The organism is Bacillus sp. B2-WWTP-C-10-Post-4 (genome assembly GCF_009183805.1).
GTDB lineage: Bacteria > Bacillota > Bacilli > Bacillales > Bacillaceae_G > Bacillus_A > Bacillus_A cereus.
In genome coordinates this window covers 1-23,714 of the sequence record NZ_WEII01000068.1, presented here as the reverse complement: position 1 = coordinate 23,714, position 23,714 = coordinate 1, and the positions used below count along the sequence as shown (strand labels likewise).

The window sequence follows — 23,714 nt, the reverse complement described above, 5'->3', positions numbered from 1 at the left end:
ATATTAGGGAGGCGTGCTGATGAAATGTATCATTTTATATAGAAATATGTAACGTTTAACACTCGTATTGTAAAATATTTTGACATACGTTAATTTAAATATTAGGTACAGGAACATTTAATAAAAACTCAGTACTAAAGTACCCTTTAAACATGTTTCTCAAGCACACTGAAGTTTACCCGTTGTTTCTGTGCCTTATTAGATAAAAATATTATAATAAATTTTTAGAATATGATAATGAAAAATGGGTTTTCAAATCTTTTCTCCTTAAATATTAACAATCTCTTGATAATCTGCTTAAAGTAAGAAAATGCAGGATAGACAATGGTTATTAATAAAGAAAATACAGTTAAGCTAGATACCTTAAGTCATTTTATAAGTAATTAAGCGTTAGATTGAATTAGTAAGAAAATTATATGTGTTTGCTAAATGGCTTGTTTTAATTGTTCTGTTACTATTAATTTATGAATTTTAACATTTAGCAGCTAGTCAACATATAGGTTATATTGATTATGTGGGTTTTAACCTCAAGTGTATATGTTTAAGGTTAAGGGATTTGTGAGTGTTATAAAAGAAGTGAAAGTCTGGAAGAAACGGATATAATCGGTTTCTTCCAGACTTTTTTTGCTTTTTTGTAATATAAAAAAATTATTTTTCCTACATGATTTAATTATTTGTTTTAATATTTGAATTTTTTGTGAAATTAAACGAAGTTTTTATACTTTTTATAAAACATAATGTTACAAAATAGACTTATTGTATTTATTTTATTTTTATATGAGATTAAAAATAATAATAAACGTACCAATGTATGAGAGGTATTAGTATATTTATTAGTAATTTGTTCGTTTATCTCTATATTGCTATTATATTAGCGATAACAATAATATATTGGGGGGACAAGAATGAATTTGAAATTTGCATCTAAATTGGAAAGATTAAGAAAAAGTAAAAAAGGAATTGGTGCTTGTGTTTTAGCTGCAGGGGTAACGGCTATTACTATGATTCCTCAAAGTGCTTATGCACATGGATTTGTTGAAAAGCCAAGTAGCCGTGCTGCTTTATGTAGTCAGAATTATGGAGCATTGAATTTAAATTGTGGAAATATAATGTACGAACCTCAAAGCCTAGAAGCACCTAAAGGATTCCCAGATGGGGGACCGATTGATGGAAAAATCGCTTCGGCAGGAGGACTGTTTGGAGGAATTCTTGACCAACAAACATCAAATCGCTGGTTCAAAAACACGATTAAGGGTGGAGCAAATACCTTTACATGGAAATATACAGCTGCACATCCTACAAGTAAATGGCATTATTACATTACAAAAAAGGGATGGGATCCTAATAAACCATTAACACGTGCTGAATTAGAACCAATTGGAACTGTGAAACATGATGGTTCTGCCGCATCAAATAATTTAACACATACAATTAATGTACCAACTGATCGCAATGGTTATCATGTCATTTTAGCTGTATGGGATGTAGCAGATACGTCAAATGCGTTTTATAATGTAATTGATGTAAATCTAGTAAATAATGAAACTCCCGATACAGTAGCTCCAAGTCAACCAACTGAATTAAATGCCTCTAAAGTTTCTGCCAATAGTGTTGAAATAACATGGAAGGCCTCTACTGATAATATAGGTGTAAAAGAATATCAAGTGTTACGTAATGGCGAAGTAATTGATACGGTACCAGGTACAACTTTTATTGATAAAAAACTAAAAGCAGATACGGAATATACCTATACAATAAAGGCATTAGACTCTGCTGGAAACATATCAAAAGAAAGTGAAAAACTAAAGGTTAAGACAACACATGCAATCCCAGATATAGAGGCTCCAACTCAACCAAAAGGATTACATAGTATGGGTACAACAGCGACAACTGTTGATTTGATGTGGAGTCCGTCTGAAGATAATGTAGGTGTTGACCATTATATTGTATATAGAGAAAGCGCTGGGGTTATGAATAAAATTGGGACAGCGGCTAATACATCCTTTATGGATAAAGATTTGAAGGCTAATACATCGTATAAATATGTAGTGACGGCGGTTGATTTAGCTGGAAATGAATCTAGTAGAAGTGATGTTTTGAATGTAACAACAAAGTCAGAGGATTCCACATATGAAAAATGGGATGCAAGAAAAGCATATACTAAAGGCGATAGAGTAATACATGAGGGAAAAGTGTATGAAGCAGTTCAAGATCATCAAGGAAATGGCGACTCAAATTGGATTTTTGCCTTATCGCTTTGGAAGCCAGTTTTGAATAAGTGACAGGTGGGAAAAGGTAGTTAACATTTTGGGGTTTTCTTTTAAAAATTAAGGGCTGTTCCAAATATGAATTATCTTATGATTTAAATGTTGAACTACTCACCACTTAACGTCCTAACGGACTGTTTGAAGTGGGAGATTCCTGCGAACACCGATGTATCCATCAGTTATCTTAGCAGGCTCTACCCGCAGTCCCTACGGTGAGAACATAAGTATCTTGTACGCTGACTCACCACACTCCCTACTTTAGCTTGGTTTTCGCGATTTTGAGAAGCGTGGGGCGATAGAACGTTGAAGATTTTACGGTTGCAACGTTTTTCTGCAACCAACCTCATATCTTCAGTTTTCGAAGAGCAATCTGTACAAGTAAATGATAGCAAATATGTTGACTTATGCCAACCGACATTCATCTCCCACCTAAAATTGGTGTTTCGCACCTTCACATTTTTGAGGAAGGAGTCTTCTTTCGGAAAACGATAAATCAATAAGATTTAAATCCCATCCTAATGTTTACGAAATGAAATTAAAAAAGAATCCCAATGGAATTTCATTGGGATTCTTTATTTTCTAATTTGTAATAGCGTATATTTTCACTGTGAATTTGTTAGTGGCACCCATTGGACTTGCAATATAATATTTAGTATTTGTGTAAGCTTCAGTCCTAGATCCATGTGAAATGTTTTTCCAACGAGTAGAATCTATTCCTAGGGAAACATCAATCATTACATTGAAAGAGATAGTAGAAGAATAATCTTTTTCTGAAGGCTCAATAACCCATTTTAATTCTTTGGTACCTACAGGTAAACTATCAATTTTAAAGTTTTGACTGGATCGATTTTGTTGTCCGGATAATGGACTAGATTCAGATGAAATTTGCGAAATTAATATTTCTTTTTCATTAGAATGTATGCCATTTAATTTAATGATACTATCAATTAAACCTGGACCAGGAAAATCAGCTGCGATGATACCAGAATGTTTAATTATGCCTTGTTGTAAGAGTTCGGTCCCAAGTGTATTCATTCCCCCATAGTATACTTGTCCGTTTCTATCGCGAGGGAAATCACTCCATGCATTTGTGGAATTCGTTTGAATCAATTTAGGACTACTATCAGTATTTCTGCTCTCTTTTCCGCTTGCAATAAACCAAGGATATACATTATTTAAAAATGCTGCTGCGCCTCCCGTACCACTAAAATGGTTGAGATAAATTTTTCCATTATTAAAGTTAGTATTTGCATTTTGTAGATGGTTTTTTATCTCAGTCCATTTTGCATATATTTCATCTGGTCCGCTTCCAATTTCAAACTTATCTTGTATATTCAAACCTTCGTAATCAATACCGTACAATTGAGTGGATGTAAAGTTTTGTAAGATTACAATTTTCCCGCGGGTATCTCCTAAAGCAGGGGTATTTCTATCTGAAGTTGGTACGGAATTAGGATTCCAAAAATATGAAGCATTAACGTTTTTATATTTTAAAAATATCTCCTCAAATGATAGAGAGCCGCTTTCAGGAGTAGTTTCTTCTTTTAGGCGCATTAATATTGTTTCTGTTGGATGATCTTTTAAAAATTGAATTGTCTCTTTTAATACATCTTCAAACATAGCTTTTTGATTTACAATGCCATGATACATTGCAAAAGAATCTTTTACACGTTTAACACGCATATCTACATATCGGATTCCAGAATTTAATTGTTGGGATAGACTCATAGTTTGATTTCTTGTCAAATTTTCATCAAGAAAGCTTACTCCATGTAAAGCCATAGTACCATGAGTCCCTGGAATAGATATTTCACTTAATTTTGTAGAATCTTCTATTTTCGACATCCACGCTGGATTTTGATATCCTATATTGGATTCATAGGAATAACCTGAATGACTATCAGCTAAAATAGTAGATGGTGTACTTAAACTTGCTAGTGTAATACAAGTGAGGATGCTAATTTTAATGAAATTTCTCATTTTTATTTTCTTCATTTGATCTCTCCTGATTTTTAAATAATCGCTAGATGATTTTTTACTATATTTATTGTTTTTCATTCTTAAGGTAATAAATTTTTGGAGTTGATAATAATTAAAAATAGGGGGAGTAAGTTATTTGAGACTTTAATAATTTGTTTTTATGAATTGTACCTAATAGCCAAACGTATTCTTGAAAAATCGAAATATAGCCTCCAAAAACCAACCGTTGCTCGTATTGTATACAAACAAAACAGAAGCCTTAAAAAAGACTTCTATTTTGTGACATATAATGAATGATAAGGTGGTAAACAAATCAAGATAATGTGACTGAGTGGTAAAAATTTATTAATAGCTGTTTTAGAATCTCTTATAACAATGCTAATAAAAATTGGGAAATCCTACTCATTAAAACTTAGACTAACTACAGTTGCGATTGATTGGGCTGCATGTTCCCAGCTTCCGTCTATAACTTTACCAATCTGCTGACCAAGTGTATTTAAATCATTTGGATTAACTGGAATTCCATTATACGCAGCAAGAATTGATAAAAGTGGAGCAGCAAATGGTGTCCAACCACCTCTATCAATATTAAATACAGGTTTATCTAGTACCTTTCCATCTTGTACGGTAAACTCATAATAAAATTGATCATCTGGACGAAAACTTAAATGATGAGAAATTTGCCCCTTAACATATTTTTTTCCTGCACCTAGATTTACTACTTCTATTTCTTTCACATTAAATTCATGCTCAAATACTTTGATTTTTTTGACTTCTGGACCGTTTAAGGCAGCTTGAACGGCTGTTTCCAAATTGTTTTGTGCAAAAGGTTGAATACTCATTTGTGCCTCTTTTTGTTGAATAGGAACCTCTTTTTCTGCAGCAAACACCGAGGTAGTAGGTATTGCACCTGTAGCTAATGTAGCTGCAAGGGCTGTTGTCATGATGCTTTTTCTTTTCATCTTCATAGTTTTCCTTCCTCTCTTAAAGTTATGATATATAATCTTTTAAAAATTGACACGGTACAATTTTTATTCATAATGTACGTAAAAGTCAGTTTAAGAATAATGTGAAATCGTGTCAGAAAATTAAAGTTAATTATATATGTATTTAAGATGATATCTATCTACACATATTTTTTCAATTTTTAGATAAATGTAATGGTAATGACTTCTCAAGAATTAATTTAGCACCTTGTTTATCTAGAAAAATCCTATAAAATATATTTAGTTCATAGTAAAAGTAATATATTTGATATCAAGTGTCTTACATAATGCGATAAAATTTCACAATTTTTTATTATTATATACAGAAAAAGGTAACGAAACATAAGTAATATGTAATACTTGTTATAGGTGTGAATTATGCGAATATACTTATTGTAACAGCTAAGATGTTAGATAATATTTTGCTTAAAAACATTACTTATTGGTTATCCAGTTAAATATGAAAATGTAATGCTTGTTTCAGCATTAAATAATTTAACAGTGGATCCATCTTTTATGGAATGGCAGTGTTGGAAGTACTTAGGTATTATCAATAAGAACCCAATTTAAAATTCTCTTGGATGCAAGAGAATTTTTTTATTAGGAATAGTAAGGGGGAGGGAAGGTGCATTACATATGGGAAAAGGTAGAAGTAATAATGCTGGTAAAAAGCAACCAAATTTTGATGATTCATCTAATTTTGCTAAACAAAGCCAGCCGACAGAAAAGAAGAAGAAATAAGAACAGGAGCTCTCTTGATAAAGGGAGCTCCTGTTAAAAGTATCCAGAACAACATATCGATGAATTAACCCAATAATCTTAAAAACAAGGTTTAAATTTTTACGAATGGCATTTAATTTAATATTATTTTCCCGCTTTTTTATACTAATTGACGCGTTAAATTCATTTGAAATGCTCCCTTAATGACGTTGGGCGTGACCTCAATTAAAATTTTTTAAATCTAATGGGACTAACCATTAAGAGAGCCAGAATTAATGTAATCCATGCATTGCTATATGAAAACAATCCCATACCAGCCAATGATAATCCTGCAGCTGGAATAGGTAATCCCTTAAAATATCCAATAGTTGGTTTAATACTAAATTTAGCTAATCTTAAAGCACCCATTGTTGGGAAAAGGATAAATGCCAAAGGAGTTAAAATAGAAGGTGTTGCTATCGTATGAAATAAAAGCGCAGGAGCAACGCCGAAACTAACAATATCAGCTAAGGAATCCAATTCTACGCCAAACTCACTGTTCACTTTTAATTTTCTCGCAATTCTTCCATCAAGAAAATCTAAAACAGCTGAAAAGAAAATGAAAATGGAGGCTACTCCCAAATATTCACTCATATTCAAGGTGATTGAGAAAACACCGCACAATAAATTTCCAATCGTAAATAAATTCGGTATAACTTTTACAAGCTGATTAAACAAGTTTGTTCCTCCTAAATTAATTAAACTTCACATTTCTGTAGCAATTTCTATATATTCTTCCGTTATTCTTAAAAATATATGACCACTGTATTACTGTAAGCTAATTAAATTTCGATAAGAGAAAAATTGATTTCTTAAATGCTCCACTGGTTTATAAAAATGTTTAATCATTTTCAGTACGCGTTATTGAATATTAGCACTTGATAGTTGATCTTTCGAGTAGTCAGGGATTTTCCAGTTCTGGTGCAAAAAATTCAAGGTAATTAAAAATAATCTCTAAAAAGGAGACATAATGATACTATTATTTTAAAAAGGTTCGTGGTTGGTATCGAATATAAAAAAATAGAATTTTTATACAAAAATCACCCGAAAGGGTGCCTTTTGTACCTCTTAAAATGACTGAAGATGTGTTTACTTGAGTTCATTAGGTAGTTAGAGGTTGATAGACTATCTTTAACGAAAATGTTGAGTAGTTCATCTTCATTATATATCAATTTAATAATGATTGGGGATTTAGAAAGTTCCATGGAAAGTACATATCAACCTGATTGGAAGATTGGAAATTTAATAACTGGTGATACATTTTACTTAACGCAACATTTTGGTGCGCAAATGAAAATTTTTAAAGTCCACACAAATGGTACCCTAGAACGATTCCAAACAATAGAACCAGAATTAAAATAAAGTTTTTGTAGCATCAATTAAATTCATTTCTTTTTATGCAAACACACTTTCAGCGGAACTAACTTCTTCACTATTTTGCGCTGGAAAGACTTTATAAAAAATGGTTACGTTTTCTGATCTTGAAATAACCCTCTCAAATTGCAATCCTGCTTTTTCTAAAAGCTTTACTGCATCAACAATAGAAGTAATTGCTACAAAAGTTTTTCAAATAAAATTTATAAAAGCTTGATAGGTAATACCAAGGGAAAAGACCGTAGCTACTATATGTGCAGTCCATTTAGGCATATTTAAATTTAATACGGTATTGTACAACATTCCATATACGATACAAATGATTAATATGAATGCAATGAATTGAAGAACTAATAAAAATAGCGGTTGTTCCATTTATTCTCACTTCCTTTATTTGATATATTAATATAATTTATTTAAATGTGAAAGTTTTATTTCTATGAATTTCCAAAAAATGTGATATGAAAGGCATAGTAGTAATCACAAGAATTACTGCAAAACTATAAATGGAACTAAAAGTATTATGACGAGATCTGTAAAATAGTAAAGAAGGTCACCATTCACGGCGACCTTCTTTACTATGCGTTATACCCAAATAATTTTAAATCTTCTCCTGAATCTGAAATGATTTTCTCAAATCGTAATCCTACTTTTTCTAAAAGCTTTCCTGAGGCGATGTTATCTACAGAAGTAATTGCTACAATTCGTTTCATGCCGAGCTTTTGTACACCGTATTCGATTATCGCAGAAGCTGACTCGTAGCCATATCCTTTTGAACGGAATGTCTCTAAAAAGGCAAACCCGATATCAACGTCTTCTAATGAATCTCTTTTAATAAGGCCACACATACCAAGTGGAGTGAGATCTTTTTTTCGTTCTACTAAGTAAAGGCCGAATCCAAGTTTGTTATACATATCGATGGGACCGTTTACAATATATTTTTTTGCATCTTCTAAGTTACTAACTCCTTTGTCACCGATAAACTGAATCCATGCAGGATCGTTTACTAGCTCAAGAATAAAAGGAGCGTCTTTTATATCAAACCAGCGAAGATTAAGACGTTCAGTTTCAAGAACTATCAATAATTACACCACCTTTAAAAAGTTATAACAATTAGTATGGATTGTGTAAAACAAAAGTGCAACATATTTTAATGGGGGTGTTTGTTCACATAAAGTTCGTTTGTTTTGTATAGAGAGATATCTTATAATTAGGATTGATTGTAAAGAGTGAGATGCTTATACAATGACTCCTAGGTGACTAGGAGTTTTTACTATATAACTATCATTATTACTAAATATGACACACTATACATTCTACTCAAGGAGGTACATAATGAAGAAATTATATAATGCATCGTTTACGTATTTGATTATCGGTTTATTATCAGGGATTTTCGCTAGGGAGTATGGTAAGTATAAAGGGATTTTAGGGTCTACTTTGTTAAATCTTTTGCATACGCATACACTTGTACTTGGCTTTTTCTTCTTTTTAATTGCTTTAGGATTAGCAAAAGTATTCGCGTTTCATGAAGTGCAAGGGTTTAATAAGTGGTTTGTTTTACATAATATTGCATTAACATTAATGTTAGGTTCGCTAGCAGCGAGAGGGCTTCTTCAGTTAAATGGAGCTGACTTTAAAGGGTTAACTTATATTGTAGGATTTTCTCATTCGTTGATGGCAGTTACTTTAATTTGGTTTATGTTGTTAATAAAGAAATCGTTTAAAATGTAGTGAAAAAGAACTTGTAGCGTGTGCTGCAGGTTCTTTTTTGTATGTTCAGGTTTAATAATCTTATTTTTCTAATTATTTTGTATAAAGATGGTATACTTGTTTTAAAATTAAAAAGGAGAGTTGATTATGGAAATAACAATTGAACATGTAGTAAATGAATTAAAAGGCATACTTCCTGAAGATCGAGTAGTAATAAATATGACAGTACGAGAGTTACATAGTAAAGATGAATCTTACCATAGTAGTAGTTTGCCTGATGTAGTTGTTTTTCCAAAAACGACCGAAGAAGTTAGCGCGATAATGAAAATAGCGATTCAGCACGGAACAGCTGTCGTTCCATTTGGAGTAGGGTCCAGTTTAGAGGGACATGTAATTCCTTACGAAAAAGGAATTACAATGGACTTTTCTCTTATGAACAAAATACTTGAAATAAGAGAAAAGGATTTTCTTGTGAGAGTACAGCCAGGGGTGACGCGCTCTCAGCTTAATAAAGAATTGAAAAAGTATGGATTATTTTTTAGTGTAGACCCAGGAGCTGATGCAACGTTAGGAGGAATGGCTGCTACAAATGCGAGCGGAACGACAGCGGTAAAGTATGGGGTAATGCGTGATCAAGTTCGAGATTTAGAAGTCGTTCTTGCTGATGGAGGAGTAATACATACCGGGAATTTAGCGGCGAAGTCATCATCAGGTTATCATTTAAATGGTATTTTCGTAGGCTCAGAAGGAACACTTGGATGTTTCACGGAGTTAACTTTAAAAGTATACGGTATACCAGAACATGTTATGGCTGCGAGGGCATCGTTTCCAACTATAAATGATGCAGTAGAAGCTGTAATTAACATATTACAAGCAGGTATTCCAATCGCGAGAATTGAACTCGTTGATGAATTATCTATGAAACAAGTAAATTATTACAATGAAACAAGTTACAGAGAAGAACCGACACTGTTTTTAGAGTTTCACGGCAATGAAGCAGGGTTAAAGCAAGATATTGAATTTACGAAAGAAATCGTTCTTGATCATAAATGTATAGAAATTGCGTTTGAGACGGAAACAGCAGCGAGAAATAAGCTGTGGGATGCAAGACATAACTTAGCGTACTCTTACGTGCATAGTTATCCTGGTAAAAAGCTAATGAGTACAGACGTATGTGTACCAATTTCGGAATTAGCTGGAGCGATTCAACATGCGAAAGAGGTATTACATAAAGTAGGGCTTATTGGCGGTATTCTCGGTCATGTTGGGGATGGGAATTTCCATGTACTCTTAATGATTGACACAAATGATAAGGAGGAAGTGAAGAAGGCAGACGAAATAAATGAAAGTATCGTTCAGTATGCTCTTAAACGAGGAGGAACGTGTACAGGAGAACATGGCGTTGGAATCGGGAAACGAAAGTATCAAGAAGAAGAACATGGGGCGGCATTATTTGTAATGGAGAAAATAAAGAAAGTTCTTGATCCGCAAAATATTTTGAATCCGAAAAAGGTGTTTCAATTAAAAGATAGGGGCTGAGTGGATGAAAGTAATATAGCTGGAAAGTATTTTGCATTTTGGACCGGTTGCTGCACTCCCAAGTGTATTAGCGGCAGTATGGCATAACATTGCAGGGCCAATATTAGCAACCATCTGGTCAAAAAATAAAAAGAATACTTTCAGCGATGAAAATGTATCAATAAATATAGAAAAATAGGAATGATAAATAATGCAAAAACGTATTGTACATTTTGAAGGAATGGTTGTATTTTTAGCCACGATTTATATGTATTCGATATATGAGTTTAGTTGGATTATATTTTTTGTATTCCTTTTAGCGCCGGATCTATCAATGTTAGCATATGGGATTAATAATCACGTTGGTGCGAAAATATATAATGTATGTCACACATATATCATATCCATATTAATTGTTCTAATAGGTGTCTATTTTAAGATGGATATCGTTATAATGATTGGCTTAATATGGACAGCACATATTGGAATGGATCGAATGTTTGGATATGGATTGAAATATGAGACGGATTTTAAGGATACTCATATTCAACGGTTATAATTTGTTTTGAGAAGAGGGGTACGTTGAAGCAGAGAATTGCTATCGAAGAATATAATGTCAAATGGGAAAGTGAATTTAATAAAATATACACTCTTATTAACAATGTAATGGAAGACAGCATTGTATCTATTGAACATGTTGGGAGTGCATCTGTTAAAGGGCTTGCATCAAAACCAATACTAGATATTGATATTGTAATAGAAGAGTACGAAATTTTTCATGAGGTAGTAAAAAAACTTGAGAAGATAGGGTACTATCATCAGTTAGAATGGAGCTTTAAAGGAAGAGAGGCGTTTGGAAGAAAGGATACGTTCGTTCCATGGAACGAGAGAAATACAGTTTGGATGGAACATCATTTATATGTGTGTGATAAAAATAGTGAAGAGTTGAGAAGGCATATAGTGTTTCGAGATTACCTTCGTGAACATACTGAAGTAGCTAATGAGTATGGAAACTTGAAGGAAGAGTTAGCAAGAGAGTCGAAAAATCGATCTAGTTATATTGAGGGTAAGACCGTATTTATTACAAATATATTAGAAAAAATAAACTAAAGCAGCATGGAATACATGCTGCCTATTGTTTTGAAATAGAAAGCTGCCATTATAAAACAAATACAAACTGGCCCTGTTGATTGATGCGGTTACTAAATATAATAGGAAACAAAATAGAAAAGAGCGGAAAAGAGGGAGCTTATGTACATACCAAAATATTTCGCAATACAAGATGAAGAGATGAAGTACGAAATAATGGAACAAAATAGCTTTGCGACATTATTTTCTCAACATAACGGAGAACCATATGCAACGCACTTGCCGTTGTTATTAAATAGGGAGACCCTTACTTTACATGGTCACTTCGCACGGCCGAATGAACAGTGGAAAGATATTGGGACTCAGCAAGTACTAGCTATATTTCAAGGACCACATAGTTACATCTCTCCGTCATGGTATGAAACAAACAATGCAGTACCAACATGGAATTACGTTGCAGTGCATGTATATGGTGAATTAGAAATTGTTGAAGATGAGAAGACATTAGTAGATTCTCTTCAAGATTTAGTAAATAAATATGAAGATCCAGAGAGCACCTACTCACTTAATGATGTAGATCCGAATTATATGGGAGGATTAAGTAAGGGAATAGTTGGATTCAAAATAAAGATAAATAAAATAGAAGGAAAAGCGAAGTTAAGTCAAAATCATTCTGTAGAGAGACAGAATTTAGTTGTGGAGAAACTTGAGAAAGTTGGTAGTGAGGAGAGTAAGAGGATTGCGGAGCTGATGAGAAAATAAAGCCTACATGAAAGGGAAATATTCTAAATAAGCGTATTTAAAAAGACCTTCTTAATTGAAGGTCTTCCGTTTTTTAAAGTGCTTTTTCAGTTGTTGTTGAGTTGTAGTCTTTACTTACGTCAACGGATTGAACAAGGTCAGGTCTTTGGGGTGCCGGGGTGTCCCCAATGTTTAATGCTACATATCCTAACTGTGTTTTCGGTGTTTCTGAGGTGAAGCTTAATCCAAGAGTTGTGATGCTAATAACAGCTAAGCCAATGATGCTCAATTTAATCTTTTTCATTATATCAAAGCTCCCTTTTCTTCATGTTTTTTTCTTGCTTGATTGGCCATGTAAAAGTATTGACTAGCTTTTATATGGTCTTCTTTTTCATAAAACATATTTGCTAGAACATCAGTGTACTCTTGTATACATTCCCAAAGGTTTTCTGTTTTAAAGTAAGAAATTCCTTCCAAAATTATCATTTCTAAATCATTTATAGAAGTTTTATTATTTAGTTCTCTTAAAATCATGAAACGATATTGAAACTCTTTGTTTTCTAGTTTATTTGAAATGTTTAATCCTTTTTTTATAAGTTCTTTAGCCTGAGTATATTCTCCAAGCTTGTAGTATTCACGTGCTTCAACAAAAAGTGCTTTAAAGTGATTTGGTTGCTTAGTTGTAACCTCTGAAATATGACGCATTGCTAACTCTGAAAGGTTTTGACTTGCATATAGCCAAGCTAAATTATGTCGTACTCTTAATGATAAAGTCTCCTCTGAATACTTCTGTAGAATATTTAATGCTGAATCAAGTCTAATTTCAGCTTGTTCAAACTGTTTTAAATCAATACAAGATAAACCAAAGATGTTATCACACAAAGCAACATTAATTTCACAGTTTATATGTTTTGAAAAAATCGCTTTAGCTTCATTTGCAGATTGGATTGCTACTAGTGGTTGATATGTTTGATAATAATAAGAAGCTAAGCGGTAGTTAAATTCAGCATTCTCTAGTTCGTCAGATACGTGTATTAGCAGCTTTTTAGCGTTCTCGAAAAGGTGTTTTGCTGTATTGTAGTTTCCAATAATTGTATTGTGAATAGCCTTGAAAAAATGATAATAATAAGAAAATAGCCCATTCTCTGGAAGTGGGAAAGAATCAATTTTATTAAAATCATCTTTATTAATATTTAAACCATCTGTTAAAATTTTGTATCTGAAATTAAAAAGTGAATAATACAATTGTAGGTTTGTATCTTCTTCTGAATTAGAGATGATATTTTCAATATCTTTTTTTATTTTTGTTGCATGGATAGTTTGATGCTGTAACATAGTTCTATACCAGTCATTAAATAATTTTGTAATTTGTTCATTACCTTGTAGTTGAACGTTCATGAAATCCCCTCGCTTTTTGAATATTCTTATAAAATATAGTATCAAAAATAAAAATATTTAGAAATGATGTTTTATATTTCTCAATATTTGTTTAACAAGCTTACGAGTAAGACTATTGGAATAGTGTAGAATTTGTTTTGGATTAAAGAAATGGCATCGGGGGATGTGCATTTTAAAGTTTTAGTTGAGTGGGGGGATATAAAAAGGGTGCGTTCACACAATTTATATGAACGCACCTTTTTACATATTAAACAATCAAGTCCCACAAAAAGTACGATAAGGGCGATTCGTCGGTGCAGGCGGAATGCAGTATTCTTCTTGATCTGTCGAATACGCATAAGGGTTTGATAAAGCTTCAAGAAGTTTCTCCATTACGCTAAAGTCTCCATTTGTAACAGCTGCTTCTAGTGCTTCTTCTACACGATGGTTCCTCGGGATGATGGATGGGTTATTATTTTTCATCATTTCGTAGGCGTTTTCTTTCGATTGTTCTTGTCTTTTTAATCGAGATTGCCACAGTTTGTACCAATCTTTATATTCAGGACTTTCAAATAGAGCTGTATTTTCAATAGCATCAAGAGTTAATGAACGGAATGTATTTGTATAATCCGCTTTATATTTCTCCATCATTTTTAAAAGTTGCTCAATAAGTGGTTGATCTTGTTCTTCGGTACTAAATAGTCCTAATTTCTTTTTCATTCCAAGGAACCAATGGTTTTCATACTGTACGCTAAATTTCGAAATTTCGTCTTGAGCGATTTTTAGTGCTTCTTCATCATCTTCGTGCAGAATCGGTATTAAAGATTCTGCTAGTCGTGCGAGATCCCATGCGGCCATATATGGTTGATTTCCATATGCATAACGACCTTGTGTGTCAATAGAGCTAAATACGGTTCCTTGGTCGTAATTGTCCATAAATGCACAAGGACCGTAATCAATTGTTTCGCCACTAATCGTTATATTGTCAGTGTTCATTACACCGTGAATAAATCCAACAAGTTGCCATTTTGCGATAAGACTAGCTTGTCTTTTAATGACTGCTTGTAGTAATGCAGTATATCGGTTTTCATGGGATTCAATTTCTGGGTAATGCCTTTTTATCGTATAGTCAGCTAGTGATTTCAGGTCCTCTATTGAACCACGAGCTGCAGCATATTGAAATGTACCGACGCGTATATGGCTACTAGCTACTCTAGTTAAAATTGCTCCAGGTAACTTTGTTTCACGATATGTTGGTTCACCGGTTGTGACAACTGCTAAACTGCGGGTAGTTGGAATATCGAGTGCATACATTGCTTCGCTAATAATATATTCACGTAGCATCGGACCGAGTGCAGCACGACCATCTCCTCGGCGTGAATAGGGAGTAGGGCCAGAACCTTTCAGTTGAATATCGAAACGCTTACCTGAAGGAGTAATTTGTTCGCCAATTAAAAGAGCACGACCGTCGCCTAACATATTAAAATGTCCGAATTGATGGCCAGCATATGCTTGAGCTAATGGATGAGCTCCTTCTGGGAGTGCATTACCAGCGAAAATAGCAATTTCAGCTTCCTTTTTCAGTTCTTCAGGGGTCAAGCCAAGAGATATCGCTAATGAATGGTTTAGTTTAACTAACTCCGGTGAACTTACGGGAGTAGGGGGGATTTCTGTATAAAATGATTGTGGTAAAGTCGTATAACTATTATCTAAATTCCAACCTGTTTCATTATTTTTAGTCATTGTATCTCCTCCTTTTTGTATTTTAAGTTATGTATTTGTACGTATGTATTCTTTGTAAAGTTAACTAAAAGTATAATATAATATTTCCCCTTGCAATCTATTGTAAGGACTTCATTGCACTATGTCTATTTAACAGCAAATTTAAAACCTCCATTTTAAGAAAATGGAGGTTTTTATTATTATTTAATTTTTACAATTATTTTTCCTTTTGCTCTTCCAGACTCTGAATATTCCATTGCTTTTTGAGCATCTTCAAAAGGGAAAACTCGATCGATTACCGGTTTGATTTTTCCGGCTTCAATATAGTTTGCAATAGTACGTAATTGATCCCCGCTTGGCTTCATAAATAAAAATGAATATTGAGCATTATGCTTTTTTTCAAGTGCAGTAAGTTTTTTGCTGGCTAATGAAAATAAGAGAGTTTTAAAGAAGCCTGAACCAAATTCTTTACCGAAGCGAGCATTCGGCATACCTGAAACTGAAACAATGTTTCCTCCGCTTTTTATAATATTGAATGATTTTTCAAGTGTTGTTCCGCCGATTGTATCAAATACTGCATCATAATTTTTGAGTATTTCTTCAAATTTTTCTGTTTTGTAATTAATAATTTGATCTGCGCCAAGAGACGTTACTAAATTTGTACCAGCTTCACTAGCAGTCGTTGTAACAGTAGCACCCATTATTTTTGCTAACTGAATTGCGAAAGTACCAACACCACCGGACCCAGCGTGAATTAATATTTTTTGTCCTTTTTGTAAATGCATAATATCATGTAGTGCTTGATAGGATGTTAAGCCAACGAGTGGAATCGACGCCGCTTCCTCAAAACTTAAATTTTTTGGTTTTAAAGCTATATCATCCTCATGAATGGCTATATATTCCGCGAAAGTACCGATCTTATTTTTTCTTGGACGTGCATATATTGCATCGCCGACTTTAAAACGAGTTACTTGCGATCCAACCTTCACGATGACACCGGAAAAGTCATTACCAAGGATTAGAGGCATTTCATATTTCAGTAACATCTTTACTTTTCCATCACGTATTTTAAAGTCAATTGGGTTAATACTAGCTGCATGAATTTCTGCGAGCACTTCATGTTGATTTATTTCAGGAGTAGGTACCTCTGCCATGCGCATTGGAACTTTTCCGTACTTATCAATTATCATTGCTTTCATTTCTTATACCTCCAAATTTTAATAAAAGTTGTGCAATAGTTTCTCAATATCTAACACAAGATTTTTTAATACACCTAATTTTGTACGTATATCAATATAATAAAAGTTTTTTGTACCTTCTTTTCGCATTAAAATAATACCGGCTTCTCGTAAAATCCTTAGGTGATGTGATACCGCTGGCCGAGAAAGGTGTGTTTGTTTCGTAATTTCTCCTACACGTAATCCGGTTTGACATTCCGTTTCCATGAGAACTAACAAAATAGCTTGACGTGTTTCATCGCCAATTGCCAATAATACTTTTTGAGAATCAATAAAATCTTTTTTTATAATATTTAATTGTTCTTGTTTATTCATTTCAATCACTTTACCTCCAAAAAATTAGTCGAAAGGTTTAAGATGATGAACCATTACTTCGATACGGTAATGCTACATGATTGTTGCATGAGGTGCAATATTGAGAAAGAAAATCGAGACGAATGAATTTTTTATTGTTGAAAATTATAGGGAGATAGAAAAGGGATTGGAAGGATTACATAACACAATAGATGAAGTTTTAAAAACAAAAAATGATGTAACAATAAAATAAGCGGTCGTAACCTTGTATAATCCATAAGGTTACGGCCGCTTATAATGTTTGTATTATTTTTGATTTTTACGATAGAACATGGTTCAACGTAAAGTACATTCTTTTGTTTTACACTTTCATACAGACACAATTCAGGTGGATTATAGATGTATGAAAAGGTAAAAGGAATTTTGGGGCGTAATCTATCTATATGATAATTCAAAATGAAATATAAGTCTATATTTTAATGTTTTTTTTGATTATATTTATGTCACTGAGCTCAGAACAATGATGTGGAGGGTAAATATATGAAATCGAATGATGTACCAGTTTTAATTGTTGGAGGGGGATTATCTGGGTTAGCGTCTGCGTTATTTCTTGCAAAACATAATATTGAGTACTTACTTATTGAAAGGCATCCGTCTACTGCCATTCATCCGAAAGCAGGCGGTCTTACTTTACGTACAATGGAGTTATTTCGAGAATTAGGCTTGGAACAAAGAATTAAATTGGCAGGTAAAGCATTAGAGAACTGCAGAGGAAGAATAGCGGTTCATACAATAGCTGAGGCGAGCAAAGAAGAATTGGAACAAATGAGAGCGACGCAATACGGAAACGATGAAGAGTTACTTCAAAAAATAGAAAAGATTAGTCCATCAAAACAAACTGCGTGTTATCAAATTATTTTAGAAGAGATGATGTTACGAGAAGCGAAAACATTAGGAGAGCAACTATCTTTTTATCATGAATTAGTTTCATTTGAACAAAATGAAAACGGGGTAAAAGCAACGATTCGAAATCGTGAAACAGAAAAAGAAAGTGTCATACATTGTGACTATGTAATTGCAGCGGATGGAGCGAAAAGTAAAATGCGTGAGCAGTTAGGGATTAAAACTGAGGGTCGTGGAACCATTGGTGGCTATTATATGAATATTTATTTTGAAGCTGATTTAAGTGAGTTTATACAAGGAGATGCATTCGGTTTTTCGATGGTACTTCATCCGGAGGTTCTTGGTGCACTTATCCCGGTTGATAACGTAAAAAAATGGATTTATCATGTAGCCTACGATCCATTAAAAGGAGAGGGGCTAGAGGACTTCACTATAGAACGTTGTAAACAAATTATTCAAATAGCAATTGGAAGTACAAATGTTGAATCAAAAATATTAAGTGTTTTACCGTGGGAAGCCGCTGAAAGTACAGCGGTGAAATTTCAAGGAAATCGAACCTTTTTAGTTGGCGATTCTGCACATATTATGCCGCCAACAGGAGGATTTGGTTCAAATACAGGAATACAAGATGCGCACAATCTAGCTTGGAAATTAGCGGCTGTTATAAAAGGGAAGGCAAAACCAAAATTGTTAGAAACATATCATGAGGAGAGACACTCTGTTGCAAAATTAACGACAGCTTATGCAAGTAGTTTACTGTTTCGTGCTGCGAATAGAGAGGAAGGCAGTTTGAATAATATGGATGGTTTAGCTGTTACAGTTGGATATCAGTATTGTTCAGAGGCGATTATAGATGATTCAGTCACTCCGCATAGAATGGATAGCATAGAGTTGAACGGAAGACCTGGAACGCGAGCGCCACATTTATGGGGAACGTATGAGGGGAAGAAAGTTTCTACATTAGACTTATTCGGTAACAGTTTTGTATTACTTACAGGAGTAGAAAATAGTTCTTGGGCTGAGGCAGCACATGCTGTTTCAGCTAAATTAGGAATACATCTAAAAGGGTATCGTGTTGGCTTAAGTGGAGACTTTATTGTTCCAGAAGATATTTTTAGCAAATTATATGGTATAGAGAATGGAGGTGCTGTATTAATTAGACCAGATGGCTTTATCGGATGGCGTTCGGAAAAAACGGTAGTAAATCCAGATATAGTATTGGAAGAGGTAATGAGAAATTTATTATGTGATTTTTAAGTAACTACAGAAATATTGTTTTATGTACTTCACTGTACTGAAAAAAATATTCACAAATTTCAATAGGTTTGATATGATTAAATTCGACAAGTTAATAGAGGCCGGAGATATTTGAGAAAAGCCATAAATTTATTTAGGGATACAGGAGTGTATTCTAAATAATTTATGGCTTTTTTTATTGAATGAACCGTACAAAATAGGGAGTTACATGTGAAAAGGAGGGCTATAGAAATTAAATAGGATAATACTAGTTTTCTATATTAATAATATAGAAAACATTTGTAAGATTGGAATTTTAATATAGGTTTATAAAAATAATGAAAGTGTGTCTTCTATTTCGTGTAAATCTCATTAGCTTGTTGAAATTTGCAACGTAGGAAGGATTAGAAGGATGAGAAAGATTATTAGCGTTTTAGTTATTTTCTTTATGACGGGAAGTATCTTTGTTGGGGGAGCTGTTCATGCGAAAGCAGAAGGGAAGCATGAATGGAATACGAATAAGCTTTTAAATATTGCACATCGCGGAGCAAGTGGACATGCACCTGAGCATACTTTTGCTTCTTATGATTTAGTTAAAAAAATGAAAGCGGATTATTTAGAGTTAGATATTCAATTAACAAAGGATGGCCAATTAATTGCAATGCATGATACAGCAGTTGATCGCACTACAAATGGAACAGGCGAAGTACGAGATAAAACGTTAAGCGAAATAAAGAGTTTAGATGCTGGATCATGGTTTAATAAAGCGTATCCAGAAAAGGCTAAGCAAGAGTATGTTGGGCAAAAGGTTCCAACTCTTGAAGAAATCTTCCAAAAGTATGGAAGAAGTATGAAGTATTATATTGAAACAAAATCACCAGATGTGTATCCAGGAATGGAAGAGAAATTGTTGGCGTTGTTACAAAAATATAATTTAGTAGGCCAAAACATGTCTTCTAGCCGTGTTATGATTCAATCATTTAGTAAAGATAGTTTGAAAAAGATTCATAGTATGAATGAAAATATTCCGTTAGTTCAATTGCTTTGGTATTATCCAAATGAAAACAATGAAATTATTGAATGGTCTGGTATTACACATGAACCGAAAAGTGTAACAAATGATGATTTTCAAGAAATTAAAAAGTATGCAGCTGGTATTGGACCAAACTTACGTAATGATAACGGAGAACTAATTATTGATGAGTCATATATGAAAATGGCTAGGAAAAATGGACTGTTAATTCACCCTTATACAATTAATGAGAAACCCGATATGAGACTGTTAATCAAATGGGGTGCTACAGGAATGTTTACAAATTATCCGGATCGATTACATAGTGTATTAAAGGAAAAATAAGTGGAAAAGGGTATACCAGTGTTTTAGGTATACCCTTTTTAATTTAACTCCCCGATAAACGTAATCTCTTTTTCATAGCATTCATCTGCATCATAAATAATTTCTTGAAAGTGAAGCGTTTTGAAGGAATGACAAACTGAAATTTCCCATGTCTCCCAAAAATCAATTTCATTTGAAAGAAGAATCCATTTTTGAAATTCACTATCTCTATTAAAGAAATTATGAAAGTAGTCCTCATTTTTAAATATAATGATTTGCGAATCCCACAAATTATTTATAGAAATCAAAACAACAACTCGATATGTATGTGTATCGCTCGGTTTCATATTTATTAAATGATTTGCTTGATTTAATAAGGTTTGAATACATAACCGTTTTACTTTTCTAGGTTTTTTACGAGAGTCAATAAAAGCTTGCGAAACTGGCAATAGCATATTCCAATATTCATCGTTATAGAAAGTAGAAGGGAACGTTTTTGTATGGTCCTCAATTCGCTTTATCATAGTGTTTGTTTTTCGTTTCATACCACGTATTTTCTTTTCACGCATTGTGAGTCATCTCCATAAATTTTTGTAATGCAGCAGAGTGATATATATCTTTTCTAGTAATAAAAGTAGTAGGAACTTTTTTGAAGCTATTTGGTAATGGGTTGAATGATACGTCATGTTGATGACCATTTAAAATAGGCTTCATCATAATTGCTATGCCCATACCTGATTTTACACATGCGAGTATCGCTTCAATTGTTCCAAACTCAAATACTCGCTTAGGTGAAATTCCTTCTTCTTGAAGCCAATCTTCTAATAAATTTCTATAATAGCACCCGTGACTAAATGCAAGTAAATTCATGTCTCCTATGTCTTTAAAGGAAGATAAAGGCTTTTTGCTAATGAGAACTAATTCTTCTTCACGAAATATATTTGTATGAAGTTCGGCATGCTGAGTAGAGCCAGCTATAAACGCTCCATCCAGTTTTCGTTCTAGTACAAGCCTAATCAATTGTTCTGTCGTATTTGATTCTAAAATCAATTCGATTTTTGGATATTTTTCATAATAGGCCGTTAATATAGATGGAAGTCTTACAGCGGTTGTAGATTCTGTACATCCAATTTTTAAAGTGCCTCTTGGTTCGATCCCATTACTTTGAACTGCTTTAACAGATTGATCCATTAGGTGGATAATTTGTTTGGCGTATGTTAATAAAATCTCACCGTTAGAAGTTAAAGTTACACCTTTTCCGTTTCGGTAAAATAAAGGCACACCTAATTCGTTTTCTAGTTGTTTCATACGCATTGTTACGCCAGACTGTACATAGTTTAAATTTTTAGCTGCGTGAGATATGTTTTTTTCTTTCGCAACTTCGTAAAATATAGTTAAATCTTTTATATCCAAGTATCATCCCTCCATAAAAGGTATCATTTTTTTTGATGGATCACATGATAAATCTTTATTTTATATGATATCAGAACTTTCATACAATGGAAGGGGATGGAGGGATTATTGTGTTAATGGAAGAAAGGGTGAATAGTACTTATAAGTGGGTTATGTTAATTTTTGCGACGGTTGCTCAAACAACAGCGACACTTATCACGTATGGTGTTGGAGCGTTTGCTTTATTTTGGAAAGAAGAATATGCACTTACGAATACGGAGATTGGATTGTTAGTAAGTGTTATAAATATGGGACCGCTATTTTGTATGCTTTTTGTCGGGCGGCTACTTGATCAATACAATGAAAAGTTGTTAATTTCGATAAGTTCATTTTTACTAGGAGGTTCGTTTTTACTGACTAATATGGTCAATGGATTTAATGGGTTACTCTTTGTACTTTTATTAGTAGGAACGTTTTATAGTGTTTCGCAGCCAGGAGGAAGTAAGGTGATAATGAAGTGGTTCTCAAAAGAAAATCGCGGGTTAGCGATGGGGATTAGACAAGCCGGTATACCGATTGGTGGTACATTAGCGGGAGTATTGATCCCGTTTCTTACAATAAAATATAATATGGCCTATGCGTTAAATAGCATTGCATGTATTTGTATAATTGGAGGGTTTTTATTTTTTATATTTTATAAGGAACCATATATTCAAGAGAAAGTTAAACAAGAACGTAGTAAACTTTCTTTTTGGATGCAGTTAAAAGAAGTGATGTGTAAAAAAGAGTTGTATGCAATTTATATAACTGGCATTTGTATGATTTCATTGCAAATGGTGTTAGTTGCACACTTTATAAAATTTTTAGTATTGGAACAATCAATCACGCCAATTTTAGCTGGAAAAGTATTTTCCGTTATGTTCTTTTCTGGAATGGTTGGTAGGGTTATGTTAGCAGCTACTAGTGATTTGTTTTATAAGGGAAATCGGCGTATCCCCTTATTTATAACTGTTTGTATTTCTATTTTCCTCATTCTAATATTAGTAATGAGCATACATACAATAACGAATGTATTGTATGGTGTAAGTGCATTGTTAGGGTTCTTTTCAATTGGATGGTTTAGTCTTTTTATAGCTGAAGTTGCGGAATCAGCAAGTGAAGAATCGGTAGGGATGACAGTGAGTTTTGCACTTACATTAAATCAAATTGCCATTATTGCTGCGCCTGCTTTATTTGGTTATATTGTAGATAAGAAGGGATATACGTATGCGTGGTTATGTATAGTTGTATTACTAACTATTTCAGCGGTTAGCTTATATGGGAAGTATAGAAAATGAAGGAATGTTAGCAATGTAAATTTTTTATGAAGAAAGTCTAAAGAAATGTTGAATGAGCGACATTTCTTTTTTTATTTGTTGTATAATCAAAATGTAAATGAGATTCGTTTTCAATTTCGTTCATTGCCTCTTTTGAAATTACCTGTAATTTTAGCCATAATTAGCTGTTTTTCTTTATCGTTATTTGCATGATTTATTTTATTTAAAAATTTTTTAGCGTCATTTCCTTTTAATGTAATAATTTGTTTTCCGTAATATTCAATTAATAACATGTTATTTTTTGTTATCCGATAATGAAACATCTTATCATCTAAACGATTGCGTTTATCGGTGTTTTTCATAGTACATCCCCATTCTTTTTAGTATGTAACAAATGTTACAAAAGAATTTGAAATTATAGTGTAATGCATCCGATTGTATGTTGGAAATTTTGCAAGAAAGAAATACAATAG

24 protein-coding genes and 1 pseudogene are annotated in these 23,714 nt (G+C 33.2%); 12 read left to right on the top strand and 13 right to left on the bottom strand.

Translation table 11 applies throughout. The annotated features are described in order from the left end of the window. The first annotated feature begins 905 nt into the window (after nt 1–905). The gene (locus GBN78_RS21550) at nt 906–2,282 is read left to right on the top strand and encodes a lytic polysaccharide monooxygenase (RefSeq protein WP_070184295.1); all 1,377 of its coding nucleotides are present in this window, start codon (nt 906–908) and stop codon (nt 2,280–2,282) included. 564 nt (nt 2,283–2,846) lie between these two features. Here the strand turns inward: GBN78_RS21550 and GBN78_RS21540 are convergent. The 3 genes from GBN78_RS21540 to pssA form a co-directional block, all read right to left on the bottom strand. After that, on the bottom strand, nt 2,847–4,262 hold the full coding sequence (locus tag GBN78_RS21540; RefSeq protein WP_152127692.1) for a phosphatidylinositol-specific phospholipase C: 1,416 nt from the start codon (nt 4,260–4,262) through the stop codon (nt 2,847–2,849). Nucleotides 4,263–4,645: 383 nt separating this feature from the next. Then, on the bottom strand, nt 4,646–5,215 hold the full coding sequence (locus tag GBN78_RS21530; protein WP_061662966.1) for a hypothetical protein: 570 nt from the start codon (nt 5,213–5,215) through the stop codon (nt 4,646–4,648). Nucleotides 5,216–6,178: 963 nt separating this feature from the next. Beyond that, on the bottom strand, nt 6,179–6,670 hold the full coding sequence (gene pssA / locus GBN78_RS21525; protein ID WP_152127691.1) for a CDP-diacylglycerol--serine O-phosphatidyltransferase: 492 nt from the start codon (nt 6,668–6,670) through the stop codon (nt 6,179–6,181). Between the two features lie 501 nt (nt 6,671–7,171). Here pssA and GBN78_RS21520 point away from each other — a divergent pair. After that, nucleotides 7,172–7,354, top strand: a complete 183-nt coding sequence (locus GBN78_RS21520) for a DUF5065 family protein (protein WP_002000399.1) — start codon at nt 7,172–7,174, stop codon at nt 7,352–7,354. Nucleotides 7,355–7,558: 204 nt separating this feature from the next. Here GBN78_RS21520 and GBN78_RS21515 read toward each other — a convergent pair whose 3' ends face one another. Together GBN78_RS21515 and GBN78_RS21510 are read right to left on the bottom strand one after the other, a co-directional pair. Then, on the bottom strand, nt 7,559–7,741 hold the full coding sequence (locus GBN78_RS21515) for a hypothetical protein (protein ID WP_000437513.1): 183 nt from the start codon (nt 7,739–7,741) through the stop codon (nt 7,559–7,561). 203 nt (nt 7,742–7,944) lie between these two features. Next, the gene (locus GBN78_RS21510; protein ID WP_044584735.1) at nt 7,945–8,448 is read right to left on the bottom strand and encodes a GNAT family N-acetyltransferase; all 504 of its coding nucleotides are present in this window, start codon (nt 8,446–8,448) and stop codon (nt 7,945–7,947) included. A gap of 253 nt (nt 8,449–8,701) precedes the next feature. Here GBN78_RS21510 and GBN78_RS21505 point away from each other — a divergent pair, with 253 nt between their 5' ends. The 6 genes and pseudogenes from GBN78_RS21505 (at nt 8,702) to GBN78_RS21480 (ending at nt 12,448) form a co-directional block, all read left to right on the top strand. Beyond that, on the top strand, nt 8,702–9,100 hold the full coding sequence (locus GBN78_RS21505) for a DUF2871 family protein (protein WP_000737896.1): 399 nt from the start codon (nt 8,702–8,704) through the stop codon (nt 9,098–9,100). 126 nt (nt 9,101–9,226) lie between these two features. Beyond that, nucleotides 9,227–10,618, top strand: coding sequence for an FAD-binding oxidoreductase (locus GBN78_RS21500; protein ID WP_000406571.1), 1,392 nt, complete (start codon nt 9,227–9,229; stop codon nt 10,616–10,618). A gap of 34 nt (nt 10,619–10,652) precedes the next feature. Next, nucleotides 10,653–10,796 (top strand): annotated as a pseudogene (locus tag GBN78_RS21495) (bile acid:sodium symporter family protein); the annotation flags it as partial. A 12-nt stretch (nt 10,797–10,808) separates the two neighbouring features. Continuing rightward, nucleotides 10,809–11,156, top strand: a complete 348-nt coding sequence (locus GBN78_RS21490; RefSeq protein ID WP_001172065.1) for a DUF4260 domain-containing protein — start codon at nt 10,809–10,811, stop codon at nt 11,154–11,156. A gap of 23 nt (nt 11,157–11,179) precedes the next feature. After that, on the top strand, nt 11,180–11,707 hold the full coding sequence (locus GBN78_RS21485) for a GrpB family protein (RefSeq protein WP_044584734.1): 528 nt from the start codon (nt 11,180–11,182) through the stop codon (nt 11,705–11,707). A 141-nt stretch (nt 11,708–11,848) separates the two neighbouring features. Further along, the gene (locus tag GBN78_RS21480) at nt 11,849–12,448 is read left to right on the top strand and encodes an FMN-binding negative transcriptional regulator (RefSeq protein ID WP_000275795.1); all 600 of its coding nucleotides are present in this window, start codon (nt 11,849–11,851) and stop codon (nt 12,446–12,448) included. A 73-nt stretch (nt 12,449–12,521) separates the two neighbouring features. On the opposite strand, the gene GBN78_RS21475 is transcribed toward GBN78_RS21480, so the two are convergent. The 5 genes from GBN78_RS21475 to GBN78_RS21455 form a co-directional block, all read right to left on the bottom strand. Further along, entirely contained in the window at nt 12,522–12,731 is a 210-nt protein-coding gene (locus tag GBN78_RS21475) for a hypothetical protein (RefSeq protein ID WP_000721431.1), read from the bottom strand. Further along, on the bottom strand, nt 12,731–13,825 hold the full coding sequence (locus tag GBN78_RS21470; protein ID WP_088046479.1) for a response regulator aspartate phosphatase: 1,095 nt from the start codon (nt 13,823–13,825) through the stop codon (nt 12,731–12,733). Before GBN78_RS21470 ends, GBN78_RS21475 begins: the two co-directional genes overlap by 1 nt. Before the next feature lie 255 nt (nt 13,826–14,080). Further along, nucleotides 14,081–15,547 carry a protein adenylyltransferase SelO gene (locus tag GBN78_RS21465; protein WP_070756857.1) on the bottom strand — a complete coding sequence of 489 codons (1,467 nt, stop codon included), beginning with the start codon at nt 15,545–15,547 and terminating at the stop codon, nt 14,081–14,083. Nucleotides 15,548–15,726: 179 nt separating this feature from the next. Then, nucleotides 15,727–16,725 (bottom strand): NADP-dependent oxidoreductase, encoded by a 999-nt coding sequence (locus GBN78_RS21460; RefSeq protein WP_000646427.1) that lies wholly within the window; start codon nt 16,723–16,725, stop codon nt 15,727–15,729. 18 nt (nt 16,726–16,743) lie between these two features. After that, nucleotides 16,744–17,088, bottom strand: coding sequence for an ArsR/SmtB family transcription factor (locus GBN78_RS21455; RefSeq protein ID WP_000571871.1), 345 nt, complete (start codon nt 17,086–17,088; stop codon nt 16,744–16,746). 91 nt (nt 17,089–17,179) lie between these two features. Between GBN78_RS21455 and GBN78_RS30910 the strand changes: the two genes are divergently transcribed. The 3 genes from GBN78_RS30910 to GBN78_RS21445 all read left to right on the top strand — a co-directional run bounded on the left by GBN78_RS30910 (nt 17,180) and on the right by GBN78_RS21445 (nt 20,554). Beyond that, nucleotides 17,180–17,311 (top strand): hypothetical protein, encoded by a 132-nt coding sequence (locus GBN78_RS30910; protein ID WP_001227549.1) that lies wholly within the window; start codon nt 17,180–17,182, stop codon nt 17,309–17,311. 287 nt (nt 17,312–17,598) lie between these two features. Next, complete coding sequence (locus tag GBN78_RS21450) at nt 17,599–19,218, top strand: FAD-dependent oxidoreductase (RefSeq protein WP_152127690.1); 1,620 nt, start codon at nt 17,599–17,601, stop codon at nt 19,216–19,218. Between the two features lie 391 nt (nt 19,219–19,609). Continuing rightward, a complete protein-coding gene (locus GBN78_RS21445; protein ID WP_088046477.1) occupies nt 19,610–20,554 on the top strand; it encodes a glycerophosphodiester phosphodiesterase in 945 nt (314 codons plus the stop codon). 38 nt (nt 20,555–20,592) lie between these two features. Here the strand turns inward: GBN78_RS21445 and GBN78_RS21440 are convergent, their stop codons facing one another. Further along, the gene (locus GBN78_RS21440) at nt 20,593–21,102 is read right to left on the bottom strand and encodes a DUF3916 domain-containing protein (RefSeq protein WP_030026799.1); all 510 of its coding nucleotides are present in this window, start codon (nt 21,100–21,102) and stop codon (nt 20,593–20,595) included. Next, nucleotides 21,095–21,946 carry a LysR family transcriptional regulator gene (locus GBN78_RS21435; protein ID WP_025966617.1) on the bottom strand — a complete coding sequence of 284 codons (852 nt, stop codon included), beginning with the start codon at nt 21,944–21,946 and terminating at the stop codon, nt 21,095–21,097. The genes GBN78_RS21440 and GBN78_RS21435 overlap by 8 nt, the downstream gene beginning before the upstream one ends. Nucleotides 21,947–22,032: 86 nt before the next feature. Between GBN78_RS21435 and GBN78_RS21430 the strand changes: the two genes are divergently transcribed. Continuing rightward, nucleotides 22,033–23,262 (top strand): MFS transporter, encoded by a 1,230-nt coding sequence (locus GBN78_RS21430; protein WP_033697139.1) that lies wholly within the window; start codon nt 22,033–22,035, stop codon nt 23,260–23,262. 110 nt (nt 23,263–23,372) lie between these two features. Here the strand turns inward: GBN78_RS21430 and GBN78_RS21425 are convergent, their stop codons facing one another. Continuing rightward, entirely contained in the window at nt 23,373–23,603 is a 231-nt protein-coding gene (locus GBN78_RS21425) for a hypothetical protein (RefSeq protein WP_000798789.1), read from the bottom strand. Nucleotides 23,604–23,714 lie beyond the last annotated feature (111 nt).

What these genes read in the sequence shown, in the direction of transcription:
- GBN78_RS21550 (WP_070184295.1), top strand. Translation starts at nt 906, where the DNA reads ATGAATTTGAAATTTGCATCTAAATTGGAAAGATTAAGAAAAAGTAAA.
- GBN78_RS21540 (WP_152127692.1), bottom strand. Translation starts at nt 4,262, where the DNA reads ATGAAGAAAATAAAAATGAGAAATTTCATTAAAATTAGCATCCTCACT.
- GBN78_RS21530 (WP_061662966.1), bottom strand. Translation starts at nt 5,215, where the DNA reads ATGAAGATGAAAAGAAAAAGCATCATGACAACAGCCCTTGCAGCTACA.
- GBN78_RS21520 (WP_002000399.1), top strand. Translation starts at nt 7,172, where the DNA reads ATGATTGGGGATTTAGAAAGTTCCATGGAAAGTACATATCAACCTGAT.
- GBN78_RS21515 (WP_000437513.1), bottom strand. Translation starts at nt 7,741, where the DNA reads ATGGAACAACCGCTATTTTTATTAGTTCTTCAATTCATTGCATTCATA.
- GBN78_RS21505 (WP_000737896.1), top strand. Translation starts at nt 8,702, where the DNA reads ATGAAGAAATTATATAATGCATCGTTTACGTATTTGATTATCGGTTTA.
- GBN78_RS21500 (WP_000406571.1), top strand. Translation starts at nt 9,227, where the DNA reads ATGGAAATAACAATTGAACATGTAGTAAATGAATTAAAAGGCATACTT.
- GBN78_RS21490 (WP_001172065.1), top strand. Translation starts at nt 10,809, where the DNA reads ATGCAAAAACGTATTGTACATTTTGAAGGAATGGTTGTATTTTTAGCC.
- GBN78_RS21480 (WP_000275795.1), top strand. Translation starts at nt 11,849, where the DNA reads ATGTACATACCAAAATATTTCGCAATACAAGATGAAGAGATGAAGTAC.
- GBN78_RS21475 (WP_000721431.1), bottom strand. Translation starts at nt 12,731, where the DNA reads ATGAAAAAGATTAAATTGAGCATCATTGGCTTAGCTGTTATTAGCATC.
- GBN78_RS21470 (WP_088046479.1), bottom strand. Translation starts at nt 13,825, where the DNA reads ATGAACGTTCAACTACAAGGTAATGAACAAATTACAAAATTATTTAAT.
- GBN78_RS21465 (WP_070756857.1), bottom strand. Translation starts at nt 15,547, where the DNA reads ATGACTAAAAATAATGAAACAGGTTGGAATTTAGATAATAGTTATACG.
- GBN78_RS21460 (WP_000646427.1), bottom strand. Translation starts at nt 16,725, where the DNA reads ATGAAAGCAATGATAATTGATAAGTACGGAAAAGTTCCAATGCGCATG.
- GBN78_RS21450 (WP_152127690.1), top strand. Translation starts at nt 17,599, where the DNA reads ATGAAATCGAATGATGTACCAGTTTTAATTGTTGGAGGGGGATTATCT.
- GBN78_RS21445 (WP_088046477.1), top strand. Translation starts at nt 19,610, where the DNA reads ATGAGAAAGATTATTAGCGTTTTAGTTATTTTCTTTATGACGGGAAGT.
- GBN78_RS21440 (WP_030026799.1), bottom strand. Translation starts at nt 21,102, where the DNA reads ATGCGTGAAAAGAAAATACGTGGTATGAAACGAAAAACAAACACTATG.
- GBN78_RS21430 (WP_033697139.1), top strand. Translation starts at nt 22,033, where the DNA reads ATGGAAGGGGATGGAGGGATTATTGTGTTAATGGAAGAAAGGGTGAAT.
- GBN78_RS21425 (WP_000798789.1), bottom strand. Translation starts at nt 23,603, where the DNA reads ATGAAAAACACCGATAAACGCAATCGTTTAGATGATAAGATGTTTCAT.